We start from the raw sequence: 12,599 nt of genomic DNA, 5'->3' as shown, positions 1-12,599 counted from the left end.
GCCGACGCAGCTCGTTTGCCCCCGCGCTTCAGCGCACGAAGTCTATGTCGTCATCGTCTCTCTGTTGAGGCTGTGGCCTTGGTTGCTGATATTGTTGTCGACCTGGTGTCTGCTGATATTGAGGTTGGGCGGCGTATTGCTGTTTCTGGGCCTGAGCGGGTTGTATCGTCGGTCCGCGCGATGACATTATGTATTGTGACTTGGCGCCTGTGACTATGAGCAGTATCTTTATCGTGCCCTCCAGCTCTGGCTCGATGCTGCATCCCCATATTATCCTGGCTCGCGGAGAGACGCTGTTGGTGACTATCTCGGCCGCCTTTTGAGCCTCGCCCACGGTCATGTCTGGACCGCCGACCACGCGGATGAGCGCACCTCTGGCCTCTTTAAGGTCAACCTCTCCTAGCATCGGAGATGTTAACGCCTCATGAACGGCCGCTTTCACCCGGTCGTCCGCTTCTGTGTTGGCCTCGCCGATTCCAACAAAGGCCACTCCACCTTCGTTCATCACGGTCATGATATCCGCATAATCCAGGTTCACGAGACCAGGCTTCGTTATGATTTCGGTGAGCCCCTTTATTGTCTGCATGAGCACCTCATCGGCGACCTTGAACGCGGCATCCACTGGAAGCTTTGGAACGAGTTCTAGAAGCTTGTCGTTCGGAATGACTATGGTGGTATCACACACCTGACGGAGCTTGTTCAGCCCGGCCAAGGCATTCTCCATTCGAACTGTTCCCTCTGCCTTGAAGGGCATGGTCACAACCCCTATCGTCAGTGCACGGATCTGCGTCTTGGCGATGTTGGCAACATAGTGAGCGGACCCAGTACCTGTGCCCCCGCCCATACCAGCCGTCACAAAGACGATGTTTGCATTGGTCAAGAAGTCACGAATCTCCATATCGTTCTCACGGGCCGACTCCTCTCCTACCTCAGGCTTCGCACCTGCCCCAAGACCACGGGTCCTGGACTTGCCAATGAGGATCTTGCGGGGGGCTCGGACTGTGAGAAGGTGCTTCGCGTCAGTGTTGATGGCGCAAAGTTGGGCCCCTTGGATACCGGCATCGACACATCGATTGATCGTGTTGCAACCACCGCCTCCACACCCTATTATCTTTATACAGACATCCAGCTGAGCGGCGATCCTCAGAAGCTCTTCATCTGTTGTGGAAGGCGTCTGGGGGGCACCGAAGTTCGGTGCAGGTTGCGCATACTGTGGCATTGGCGGCTGTACCGGCTGTGGTTCCGGAGCGGCGTAGGTCGGTTGCGGCTGGGCCTGTTGTGCAGGGGCCGCGGCATTGCTCTGATTCTGGTATTTGCTACCAGCTAAAGCATTCTTAACTAAAGAGCTCGGCATGAGTGCATCCCATTTCGGTGTATTGATATAATCAAATATAAAATTTACGAATAAAAATGAAATCTGGAATAGCTAAGGAACACGAACAATATGATGTCTGACGAGCAGGTAAAAAAATGAAATTATTTTGAAGTGATTATACCTTTCGCCAGCTCCATTGCAAGCTCTGGCCACATGACCGTATATATGCTTGTCGAACCTTCCAATTCCTTATAATACTTCTGATAGATCTCCTCTGAGACCGTTGGCAGAATGGATGATGCGACCTTCAAGAACGAGATGCCGATCATATAGATGGTCAGAAGAGCGGACCTGTCCCCATCTGTCAATCTTCTGATGACGTCCTCGTCATAGTACCACTCGAAGTCCTTGAAAAGAAATTCATGCATACATTCTATGGATTTGACAGGATTACCGGCCAAGTTCTTTGTATTTACAGTCTCTATGACCTGTGCCATCTTGACGATCATCTTCTCATCCTTTACACTGAGGGCTGACATTTCGATGACCGGCCTGGACTTAATGGATTCTTTGATCAGCTGACCTAAGCTTCTAAGTTGGTCCTTGACCTCCATCTCCATAATACGTTGGTCGATGATCTCTTGAGTATAGTCGAACGACCGGGACTTGCTGACCCTCATCGCTGTCTTTAGAGATTCCTCAAAGTTCACCATCGAGACCCCTCTCTTTTGAAGTTCAGGAGCAAGCTTCAACATGTCCGAGATATACTCCTTGAGCGACTCCGTGTTCTTATATCTCCTCTTCACAAACTCCAGACAGGTCCCGATGTCATTGATCGCTTTCATTATCTCCCCATCGAGGAACGTCTGCTTGGACAGGTCCATCAGCATCTCGATGTCTTCGACGGGCATCTCCTTCTCCTTCGCCATCAACATCAACTGATAGGTCTGTTCGAACAGGGTCGGATAAGGGGTGGACGGTGGGCCCCAGATATCAGGAATTATCAATTTTGCCCCCTTCCTCACATTTTTATCTGGGTCTGATAACGATTCTATGATGGATTCCTTGCCTTCGAAACGTTTCGCTATCTCGATGAGGCAGGTGTTGATGCTCTCCCTAACACGCTCGATATCGGAGTCATAGTGCCTTAACAGCATCTGCACGACGGCAAGGTTCTCCTTTTTGGCCAGATTGATGACCTTGTTCTCCATCCTTCTTCGTTCCAAAGCCAAGGGCGAACCTAAAGAATCCACCAATATCAACTCTATCTTGGCGGTCTCCGACCTTTGATGGGGCCATCCCAACTTCAGCGACAGAGGGGCCATCAAGGTATTATGAGGGGCTGGACATAAAATTCTTTTCATATAAGAAACGGGAACGAAGGTCTCGTTCCAGCATTCTTTGGACATTAAATGCCGTCGATAGTTATTTTTATGACGCTCCTCATTTGTTTGGAATATAACGGGGGGAGCAAGACGTCGGAGGTCGCAAAGCTCAACGAAATTGTGACGCAGATCTCGAGGCTGGACAAGGTCGAATCGGTCTTTGCTGCTTCGAGGGCGGGCGTCTTCACTACAGGATCTACCCCCAACATGACCGATCGAGCGATGTTCTCAGCCATTGCTTCAATGATGCTTGGGGCGGCTGAGCAGTTGGGGAGAGAGATGGGGGATGACCTCGATCATGTTCTCCTAGAGCTCAAGAAGTCCAATATGCTGATCATAGGAGCGGGACCAAAGCATATCATCGGCCTCGAGGTTCAGCAGGGGCAGGATGTTAGAGCTGTCCTGATGAAGGTGAAAGAGATGATCGCGAACGGGCAATGATCACATCTTCTTCATCCCGCGACCAAGCCATTCGGTCACAGATTTACTGACATATGCCACTGTGCGTCTCTTTGTCCTGCTGTTGCCATAGACCTCGATGCTCCCAGCGACTATCGCCTCGATGGCCTTTTCGGCAGAGTCGGTCCCTTCTGGGAAAACCGTGTAAGCATCTCCCAATGATTCATTGTTATGTGAATCAGAGCCTGCCACGGCAGGTAAATTCATTTTTTTCGCAAGTCTCATTGCTTTTTTGTTTGATCCAGGGCTCGACCTTGCATTGATCCCTTCGATCGCATCAAAATCATTTCGAAGGACGTTCTCCTCACCCAGACCAGACCAATACCGATATGGATGAGGTGCAACCGCGATACCACCCAGCTCATGGATCTTATCGATTGTCTCAGCGACCCCCATGTCTCTTGGGACAGGTTCGATGATGTTCAAAGCCAGTATATGTCCCTCTGATGAGCTCACCTCTATGCCTGGTATAACGACGAATTCTTTGTCCCCTATTGATAGCGCCTCCTTTCCGCCCTCGGAGCTATTGTGGTCTAGGAACACCGCACCCGAGAAACCCTTGGCCTTGAGTATCCTGACTATGTCCCTGACCGAGTTCTCGCTGTCAGAGGAGTGGTCGGTATGGACGTGCAAATCGAACCTCATCTTACCTTTGCCCCGTTTTGAAGCTCACCATCCACGGTTATCAATACCCCTTTATCCGTATACAACGGAAGACCCTCGTTCGAGCCCTCGCTGGGTAAGAACACCGCAACCTGTGGTGGGATCTTCCCTTGGTCAGGGAACTTGACCCTCAGCGACCTTCCTATATCGACATCCCCATCCGATGTGACGTGTCCGGTCCTCAATATCAATTTCTGGAAATCCGAGAAGCTGAGAAGTTTCTCTGACTGGACCATACCACTGTTCACTGGGTCCCCAGGCGCAGCATCGCCGGAAGGTGTCAGCACATATACTTTATCTCCCGCCTCGGCGGCAAGAATCATCCCTTGGGATTCGATCCCTCGCAGCTTGGCCGGTTGCAGGTTCGAGACGTAGACTATCTTTTTCCCTATGAGCTCCTCTGGCCTATAGTAGGCCTTTATTCCAGCAACGAGCTGTACCTCTTTCCCAGCATCCAGCTTTAATACGTATAGCTTCTCGGCGTTCGGATGGTCGGAAACCTGCTTTATCTCTGCCACGCGCAGGTTCAATCTCGAAAACTCCTGGAATATGTTCGATTCTTTCTCCACGACGATCTTGGTGAATAGGGGGTGTGGTAATTCAAGGCTCTGACCCTCTTTCATCTCAGACCCTATCTCATTCCAAGACCCCTTTCCAATCTGACCCTTTTCCCCTAACATAGACCAGGCCTCATCTGCGGAGCGTGGAAGGAACGGATAGCTCATGATGGTCAATGCCTTGACAATGACCAGGTTCAAGTTCAGGAGCGCCCCGCATTTTTCCCTATCGGTCTTTATCAGGCCCCAAGGGGCAACGGAATCAAAGAATCTATTACCAAATTGGGCAAGGTCCATTATGGCCTTTAGGGCTTTCTTGAACTGGCAGGTGGAAAGGAGGCTTTCGACGTCGTTCTTACATTGGTCAATCGTCGCCCTCACCTCCATCGCTTCTTTGACCTTTACTTCTGCGGTCATCGGGGGGACCTTTCCAAAATTCTTGTGTGTGAAACTGAGCACCCGATGGTAGTAATTTCCCAATGTGGCCACGAGCTCATTATTGATCTTTGTGTCGAAATCATCCCAAGAGAAATCGGTGTCCTTGCCCTCAGGCATATTGGCAGCGAGATAATACCTGACAAGGTCGGCATCGAACTTCTTGAGGATGCTCGGGACATCTATGCCTACCCCCCTGCTCTTCGAGAACTTTTCTCCTTTGAATGTCAGATATTCGTTCGCTGGAACATCGTAAGGGAGGTTCAGGCCGTCATATCCCATTAAGATAGCTGGCCAAATTATCGTATGGAAAGGAATGTTGTCCTTACCAAGGAAATAATAACTTCTGACATCAGGGTCGGTCCAATACGCCTTCCAGGCATCTGGGTCCCCAATTTTTTGGGCCCACTCCTTTGAGGCGCTCAAATACCCTATCACCGCCTCGAACCAGACGTAGATGACCTTGCCCTCATATCCTTGGACCGGGACGCTGACCCCCCAAGACATGTCCCTTGTGATCGCTCTGTCCTTAAGGCCTGCTTCCAACCAATTATGCGTGAAGAGCTGGGTGTTCGCCCTCCAATGGTCCTTGTCCTTGACATACTCTAAAAGTGGCTGTTGGAATTCACTGAGCCTCAGGAAGAAGTGCTCAGATTCCCTGAGCTCAGGCTCGGTCCCACAGTTCGTGCACTTTGCGTTGCTGAGCTCCCCTGGTTCAAAGGTCGTGCCACAGCTCTCACATTGATCTCCTCTTGATCTTTCATTTCTGCATTTCTTACATGTGCCCTCGACATATCTGTCCGGAAGGAACTTCGCGCACTTGGGACAATAGTACTGCATTGTTGCCTTTTTGTAAAGATAGCCCTTCTCCAGAAGACGTAAGAAAACATCATGCACGACCTCGAAATGGTTCTGAGTGTGGGTCTTGGTGAACAAGCTGAAGCCGATCCTTAGGTCCTCGATCGCCTTTTTGTTGATCTCATGATATCTTTCGGCCACGACCTCAGGGGTGGTGCCCTCCATCTCGGCCGTGACGGTGACAGGGGTTCCATGCTGGTCGGACCCAGATACCATCAGCACGTCGTCACCTCTCAATCGATGATATTTTGAAAAAATGTCGGGGGGCAGGAGAGAACCAGCCACATGCCCGAGGTGGATCGCACTGTTTGAATAGGGCCAAGCCACACATACCAATATCTTTGCCATTTGGATCAGTTCCGAATCGAGCATTAAGCATTTAAAGGTAACAACAAATGCCAGCAGGTTCGTGTGGATGAAATATTACGGAATGAGGGGACAAGCAGTTTTTTATCGGAGTTGCTTATTGCTCCCCCATGCGAATCGCCGTCCTGCTAAAGGACCGCTGTCAACCGAAGAAATGCAATGCGGAATGCCAGAGATATTGCCCAAAGGTGAGGACTGGTGTAGAGGCGGTCCTTATGGGCGAGAACGGCAAGCCCCAGATCTCGGAAGAGCTCTGTGCAGGGTGCGGCATCTGCACACATAAGTGCCCGTTCGAGGCCATCAAGATCATTGGTCTCCCAGATGAGCTGCTAGATGATTTGGTCCACCAATATGGTGAGAACTCTTTCAGGCTTTATCGGTTACCTGTTCCGAAAAAAGGGGTGGTCACAGGTATCTTGGGCCCCAATGGTATAGGAAAATCGACGTCGTTCAAGATGTTGTCCGGAGAATTGGTCCCGAATCTAGGAAGATTCGATTCCCCTCCGACGAAGGATGAGGTGCTTGACCATTTCTCAGGGTCAGAGGTCCATGATTACCTTAAGGCGGTCTATGAAAAAAGATATCGGACGTCCTTGAAGCCCCAGTACGTCGATAGGCTGCCCATGGTCTTCAAGGGGCCTGTCTCTGACCTTTTGAAAAAGGTCGAGGAGAGAATGTCGCTGGAGGAGGCGGTCTCACTTTTAGATCTGGAAGAGGCTGTTAGACGCAATATGACAGACCTGTCTGGAGGGGAGCTGCAGAGGGTGGCCATGGCAGCCACCATAATGAAAGATGCTGACATATATTTCTTTGACGAACCATCCTCCTATCTGGATATTTACCAGAGGATAAAGGTCGCTAAGATGATCGAATCTATGGCAAAGGAAAAGAACGTGGTGGTCATCGAGCATGACCTGGCGATCCTGGACTTCTTGGCCGAGAATGTCTATCTGGTCTTCGGGTCAGAGGGGGCCTATGGTGTCTTCTCTCAGCCGAGGCAGGTGAGAACGGCGATCAACGTATATCTCGACGGCTATGCAAAGGAGGAGAACATAAGATTCCGGGATTACCCGATAAGGTTCGAGAGCCATCCACCAAGAGACAACTGGCAGCAGATAGACCTTTTAGAATATGGAGAACTGGGGTGTGATTTTCCAGCCTTCAAGCTAACAGTTGAACCAGGTTCGATCAAGATAGGAGAGACGGTCGGGGTCGTGGGACCAAACGCCATAGGAAAGACGACCTTCGTCAAGATGCTCGCAGGGGTTTTAGTGCCTACAAGGGGAAAGCTGGATCGGGTGGTCAAGGTCAGCTATAAGCCTCAGTATATATCGGCTGATTTTGATGGTACTGTTATAGATCTTTTCAACTCATATGTTAAGGATTTCTTCGAGTCAGGATTCTTCCAGACCGAGATAGCACATCCTCTGAACCTCAAACCGTTATTGGAGAAGAATGTCAAGACCTTGTCAGGGGGTGAGCTGCAGAGGGTCGCGATAGCATTGTGTCTTTCCAGGGATGCAGACATCTACCTCCTTGATGAACCATCGGCCTATCTAGATTCCAACCAGAGGATGGAGGGGGCAAAGACAATAAGGAGGACGATGGAGAAGCGTGGACGCAGCGCGATGGTCGTTGACCATGACATCTATTTCCTGGATATGGTATCAGACTCAATAATGGTCTTCGATGGAAGGCCTGGCTTCGAAGGGCGCGGGAAAGGTCCTTTCGATATGCGTCAAGGAATGAACATGTTCCTGCAACGGGTCGATATCACGTTCAGACGTGATAATGACACCAACAGACCAAGGATAAACAAACCGGGCTCTAGGCTGGATAGGGAGCAGAAAGGCAAGGGAGAGTTCTATTATTCACAATGAATCGTTTAGACTGGCCATTTACACAAATGATAGATATTACCTGCTGGCATTATGACAGCGGGTGATGATGATTGAATGCCGTGAAGGTCTCCGATGGCATATACTGGGTCGGGGCGATCGATTGGAACACGCGTAATTTCCATGGCTATGCGACGCCCCGCGGTACGTCCTACAATTCTTATTTGATATTGGACAAGAAGATCACGATCATCGACGCTGTCAAGGCCCCATTTTTTAGTCAGATGCTCGATAGGGTCAGGTCCATCATCGACCCGAAAGATATCGATATTATAATCTCTAATCACAGTGAGAACGATCATTCCAGCGGCCTCCCACTGCTCCAACAGCTGACAGGAGCGCCGATATATGCATCTCGAAAGGGGAAGGAGAACCTTTCACTCAACTTCGGACCTTTGAACGTCGTAAAAGTGTCTGACGGAGAGGAAATGTCCATAGGAGAAAGGACGTTGAGGTTCATCGAGACACCAATGCTCCATTGGCCTGATTCGATGATGACCTATTGCAAAGAGGCGTCAATATTGTTCTCCATGGACGGTTTCGGACAACATTATGCTTCGAGCAAAAGGTTCGATGATGAGGTCGATGCCACGACGCTTTTTGAGGAGGCGGCCAAGTACTATGCGAACATCTTGATGCCCTTTGGACAGCAATACCAGTCGGCCCTTGAGAAGGTCAAGGACCTGGACGTCAAGATGTTGGCCACGGCCCATGGAGTGATCTGGAGGTCCAACATATCCAAGATACTTGAGAAGTATGGCTCTTGGTCAAGGCATGAGACGAAGAAGAAGGTCTCGATCATATATGACACGATGTGGGGATCGACAGAGGTCATGGCCCACTCGATAGCCGAAGGGATAGCTTCAGAATGTGTTGAGGTGCAATTGTGCAAGATCAGCGCAATGGAAAGAAGCCAGATCGTCCGAGAGGTCCTAGATTCGAAAGCTGTATTGTTCGGTACCCCGACCTTGAACATGGGGATGTTCCCGTCGGTGGCCGATATCATCACCTATCTCAAAGGGCTTCGACCGAGGAACAGATATGCGGGCGTATTTGGATCATACGGGTGGGTCCCAGCAGGAACAAAAGCTGTGAAAGATGCGTTGGCCGGCAGCGGTCTCGAATTCGTTTTCGAGGACATCGACATACGATTCAACCCATTGGACGATGGAAGAAAAAGATGTTATGAATTCGGCAAGGACGTAGCGAAAAAGGTTATGTCGTGAGAAGTGCCTCGGGGTTGTCCATGACCAAGGTTGGAGAGACCTATGTATGCGATATATGTGGTAACACGGTCGAGGTAAAAAGGTCAGGTCTTGGCACGCTTGTATGCTGTGGCCAGCCAATGAGGAGGGTCTGAACTTATCAGTTAAGAACCTCCTCTTAAGGTCTCAAGAAACTCGGTGGTGCTATGGGCAGGGATGGGAAGGACGTGAAAAGAACATTGAGCAGAGCAGATGTTCACGTCCACACGAAATATTCGGGGATCGGGGAGTATGGGGTCCTTAGGTTCCCAGAGTCCATCTCGAACCCTGAAGATGTGGTGAAGATAGCCCGTCAAGGAGGCATAGATGTTGTCTGCATCACGGATCACAACAGCATACAAGGGGCCCTCAGGGCAAGTAAGTTCGCCAGACGTTATGATGACGTCCATGTGGTCATCGGGGAAGAGATCAGTACCCTACAAGGAGAGGTCATAGGCCTATTCCTCAATGAGGAAATACCGCTTGGTCTGACCGCAGAGGAGACCGTCGACAGGATCAAGGCCCAGGACGGGCTCGTCATCGCTCCCCATCCTTTCAGCTATCATGTACCAGCTATCGGGAGGATGATCGACGAACTATGCGTTGACGGCATCGAGGTCATCAACGGAGGGCATATCGATGGTCCATCGAACGTGAGGGCCATGGAGCGTTCAAAATGCGGAAAGTGGGCGAAGGTAGCTGGCTCCGACGCTCACTCTCTCCAGCAGATAGGATGCGCATACACCTTGTTCGAAGGGGAAGGTCCTGAGGATTTCAGAAAATCCATCATCGCCAAAAGAACGGAGGTACGAGGTCAGCCCTTCCCTCTGAGGTTGGGTGTCTCATGGAGCATAGGGATCGTACTGGCCTCTGACAAGTTGATGCTGGAATCGTTATTCGGGGTCCTCAGCGGTTCAGAGGATGATCCCATAGCATCGAAGGTCAATAAGATGACCGTTGACGAAAAGGTCGTCGCTCTTTTTGGTTCCTTGATATTTTTCACTCCCCCCGTGCCATTCTTGGCAGCGGTCGCCAGTAAAGCGGTCATGAGAAAGAAGGAAGAGAGGAAGCACAAGCTTGAGAAGATGCAGCAGCGCAGGATAAAGGGGAAGACCGGCCCTCATCCATGAACGTGATCTGGATCTTCAAGATTTCCAAATGCGTTGACCACGACCTCGGACAATGCGGGATGGATCGTCTGACTTTTAGCTATCGGGATGAAGGTCTGGTCTCCTGCGTTCATCAGATATACCAATGATTGGAGCAATATCGATGCATGAGGGCCGATTATGCTGGCCCCCAGAATCTTATAGGTATTGGCCTCGACGATGACCTTGACAAACCCGTCCTTTTCGTTCATCGCATAACCTTTGGCCGTGTCAAAATAGTCTGCCCTTCCAACCAGCACCTTGATGCCTTTTCTTCTTGCATCTTCCAAGGTCATGCCAACCGAGGCTACCTCTGGATAAGCGAACACCGCGTGCGGAACGGCGTGCTCATCGACGGGCGTCTTGTTCTTCGAGAACATGTTCCTCCAGACAACATCCACATGGTAGTTGGCGGTATGTCTGAACATTGTCCTTCCTATTACGTCCCCCATGGCCCATATGCCTGGCTGTGTTGTCTCAAGATACTGGTCAACGACAACATATCCTTTGGTGTCTAGCTGAACACCTGTAGATGGCAGGTTCAAGGTATCTGCATTGCTGACAACGCCTGTCGTCACCAGTATCTCTTCTGCTGTCGCCTCCCCAAACTCCTTTGTCGAACGATCACGGAATATGACCATCTTGCCGTTCGGGCCCTTCCTTACCTCGGTCACCTCTTTGTTCACATGGACCTTCATATATCCCATGGCCTTGGCCAACATCATTTCGCTTACCTCAGGTTCCTCCCTGGGGAGCAGGAAAGGATTATGACCGATTATGGTCACATCGACGCCGAACGCCGAAAGGAAATGCCCAAACTCACAGGCTTTGTATCCCCCTCCAAGGATCACCATGCTTTTTGGGAGCTTGACAATATCAAATATAGTCTCAGAGAGGAGGAATCCGTTTTCCTTAAGACCTGGAATCTCGGGTATTTGGCTCCTGACGCCACAAGCGATCACGATCCTAGGGGCCTTTATGGTCTCATCATCCACCTTCATAGTGAATGGGCCTACGAAGGTCCCTGTGGTGTGGTAAAGGGCAATCCCATGATCTCTCTTGATGCCTTCTTCGATCCCTTTCCTATCCGGAAGTATGAGGTCCCACATCCTTTTCTTGACAAGATTAAAGTCAGTACTTTCGACCCTCGCATTGACACCTATGCTCCAAGCATTCTGAATGGTCCTGACAATCTCTGCTGGGTATGTCAAGATCTTGCTCGGGATGCAACCTCTGTTAAGACAGGTCCCACCAAGGGGACCGTTCTCGACCAATGCGACCTTCATATCTTTCTGCCTGGCGCGGCTCGCGAGGGACAACCCTGCACCTGAGCCGACAACGATGAGATCGTATTCCTTCATCTCCACACCCATCTGGGAATGCTATCTGAGCCCGATGGATAATAACTTTACCGGTCCTCTGATTTTGAAGCCGCGATATGATTACATAATCAAGGGACCGTTCTTATTTTAGGGCTAACATGTACATTGATGAAGAGTGCAATTGTAATCCGGGCGAGCTGATGCTGTTCCCATGTGCAGGAGCATGTAATGTGGGGCAGTTGGCCAATGATCTTACAAAAGAAATGACGAACAGAGGGATAGGTAAGATGGCCTGTATTGCTGCAGTTGGCGGAGGGGGTATGATGGCAATCAATGCAGCAAAAGGGGCAAAGGTCATCCTTGTGGTCGATGGATGCCCTGTTGGATGCGCAAGAAAGATACTTGAAAGGAATGGAATAGCTCCAACTCTTCAAGTCATCGTGACCGACATCGGCATGAAAAAAACAGATACATTGTCGTATTCCAAGGAAGAGATGGACAAGATGTTCGAATATACCCTCGAAAAACTTCGTTCCGTAAAGTAAATGCTTAGTCGATTCCTTTAGGAATCATAATAATAAATATATTTATATAATATATTATTATTAAAATTTATGCTGGAATGGCATTTTGAAAATAACATTTTTTATTTTTAGATAAATAAATATTAAAAATGATTATTTTTTGATTCTTGCTATACATATATCTAATATTATCTCATAATCATCTACATATGTATATGATAAAAGATTTTTAATATCAATTTGTCTATCGTGCGTTCTGTAGGGTATGAAAAAGCGATAGGTTATCGCTTTAACCATCGGATGACGAGTCCGATGGTCAATGCCCTCGAAGATCGGGGGTCTCCCGGTCCTTAAAAAAGGAGAGATGTCTAGAATGTCGAGAGCAATAAGATTCGGACTCATCTTTGGGATGATGATGATCCTAT

At 49.6% G+C, this 12,599-nt stretch carries 11 protein-coding genes; 6 read left to right on the top strand and 5 right to left on the bottom strand.

Annotated features, from left to right (window positions below):
* Positions 1 to 28: 28 nt before the first annotated feature.
* The gene (gene ftsZ / locus HPY73_08570; protein QLH75745.1) at positions 29 to 1,219 is read right to left on the bottom strand and encodes a cell division protein FtsZ; all 1,191 of its coding nucleotides are present in this window, start codon (positions 1,217 to 1,219) and stop codon (positions 29 to 31) included.
* A gap of 257 nt (positions 1,220 to 1,476) precedes the next feature.
* The gene (locus HPY73_08565; protein ID QLH75475.1) at positions 1,477 to 2,640 is read right to left on the bottom strand and encodes a class I tRNA ligase family protein; all 1,164 of its coding nucleotides are present in this window, start codon (positions 2,638 to 2,640) and stop codon (positions 1,477 to 1,479) included.
* A 126-nt stretch (positions 2,641 to 2,766) separates the two neighbouring features.
* On the opposite strand from HPY73_08565, the gene HPY73_08560 reads away from it, so the two are divergent.
* Positions 2,767 to 3,141 carry a roadblock/LC7 domain-containing protein gene (locus HPY73_08560; GenBank protein ID QLH75474.1) on the top strand — a complete coding sequence of 125 codons (375 nt, stop codon included), beginning with the start codon at positions 2,767 to 2,769 and terminating at the stop codon, positions 3,139 to 3,141.
* Here HPY73_08560 and HPY73_08555 read toward each other — a convergent pair whose 3' ends face one another.
* Both HPY73_08555 and metG read right to left on the bottom strand, forming a co-directional pair.
* A complete protein-coding gene (locus HPY73_08555) occupies positions 3,142 to 3,804 on the bottom strand; it encodes a PHP domain-containing protein (protein QLH75473.1) in 663 nt (220 codons plus the stop codon).
* Positions 3,801 to 6,020 carry a methionine--tRNA ligase gene (gene metG / locus HPY73_08550; GenBank protein ID QLH75472.1) on the bottom strand — a complete coding sequence of 740 codons (2,220 nt, stop codon included), beginning with the start codon at positions 6,018 to 6,020 and terminating at the stop codon, positions 3,801 to 3,803. The genes HPY73_08555 and metG overlap by 4 nt, the downstream gene beginning before the upstream one ends.
* A 128-nt stretch (positions 6,021 to 6,148) precedes the next feature.
* Between metG and HPY73_08545 the strand changes: the two genes are divergently transcribed.
* The 4 genes from HPY73_08545 to HPY73_08530 all read left to right on the top strand — a co-directional run bounded on the left by HPY73_08545 (position 6,149) and on the right by HPY73_08530 (position 10,310).
* On the top strand, positions 6,149 to 7,918 hold the full coding sequence (locus tag HPY73_08545; protein QLH75471.1) for a ribosome biogenesis/translation initiation ATPase RLI: 1,770 nt from the start codon (positions 6,149 to 6,151) through the stop codon (positions 7,916 to 7,918).
* 71 nt (positions 7,919 to 7,989) lie between these two features.
* Positions 7,990 to 9,162 carry an FprA family A-type flavoprotein gene (locus HPY73_08540; protein ID QLH75470.1) on the top strand — a complete coding sequence of 391 codons (1,173 nt, stop codon included), beginning with the start codon at positions 7,990 to 7,992 and terminating at the stop codon, positions 9,160 to 9,162.
* A 20-nt stretch (positions 9,163 to 9,182) separates the two neighbouring features.
* Entirely contained in the window at positions 9,183 to 9,296 is a 114-nt protein-coding gene (locus HPY73_08535; GenBank protein QLH75744.1) for a desulfoferrodoxin FeS4 iron-binding domain-containing protein, read from the top strand.
* A 51-nt stretch (positions 9,297 to 9,347) separates the two neighbouring features.
* A complete protein-coding gene (locus tag HPY73_08530; protein ID QLH75469.1) occupies positions 9,348 to 10,310 on the top strand; it encodes a PHP domain-containing protein in 963 nt (320 codons plus the stop codon).
* On the opposite strand, the gene HPY73_08525 is transcribed toward HPY73_08530, so the two are convergent.
* A complete protein-coding gene (locus HPY73_08525; GenBank protein ID QLH75743.1) occupies positions 10,301 to 11,689 on the bottom strand; it encodes a dihydrolipoyl dehydrogenase in 1,389 nt (462 codons plus the stop codon). The two genes, HPY73_08530 and HPY73_08525, sit on opposite strands and share 10 nt — an antisense overlap.
* A 119-nt stretch (positions 11,690 to 11,808) precedes the next feature.
* Here HPY73_08525 and HPY73_08520 point away from each other — a divergent pair, with 119 nt between their 5' ends.
* A complete protein-coding gene (locus HPY73_08520; GenBank protein ID QLH75468.1) occupies positions 11,809 to 12,195 on the top strand; it encodes a putative zinc-binding protein in 387 nt (128 codons plus the stop codon).
* Positions 12,196 to 12,599 lie beyond the last annotated feature (404 nt).

The sequence above is a fragment of the Methanomassiliicoccales archaeon genome, assembly GCA_013415865.1.
In the GTDB taxonomy this organism is placed as follows: domain Archaea; phylum Thermoplasmatota; class Thermoplasmata; order Methanomassiliicoccales; family UBA472; genus MVRC01.
This window is presented reverse-complemented; position numbering and strand designations above follow the sequence as displayed.

Bases quoted from the DNA above. Each gene is read 5' to 3' on its own strand.
- HPY73_08565 (QLH75475.1), bottom strand. From the start codon at position 2,640: ATGGCCCCTCTGTCGCTGAAGTTGGGATGGCCCCATCAAAGGTCGGAG.
- HPY73_08555 (QLH75473.1), bottom strand. From the start codon at position 3,804: ATGAGGTTCGATTTGCACGTCCATACCGACCACTCCTCTGACAGCGAG.
- HPY73_08535 (QLH75744.1), top strand. From the start codon at position 9,183: ATGACCAAGGTTGGAGAGACCTATGTATGCGATATATGTGGTAACACG.
- ftsZ (QLH75745.1), bottom strand. From the start codon at position 1,219: ATGCCACAGTATGCGCAACCTGCACCGAACTTCGGTGCCCCCCAGACG.
- HPY73_08525 (QLH75743.1), bottom strand. From the start codon at position 11,689: ATGAAGGAATACGATCTCATCGTTGTCGGCTCAGGTGCAGGGTTGTCC.
- HPY73_08520 (QLH75468.1), top strand. From the start codon at position 11,809: ATGTACATTGATGAAGAGTGCAATTGTAATCCGGGCGAGCTGATGCTG.
- HPY73_08530 (QLH75469.1), top strand. From the start codon at position 9,348: ATGGGCAGGGATGGGAAGGACGTGAAAAGAACATTGAGCAGAGCAGAT.
- metG (QLH75472.1), bottom strand. From the start codon at position 6,020: ATGGCAAAGATATTGGTATGTGTGGCTTGGCCCTATTCAAACAGTGCG.
- HPY73_08545 (QLH75471.1), top strand. From the start codon at position 6,149: ATGCGAATCGCCGTCCTGCTAAAGGACCGCTGTCAACCGAAGAAATGC.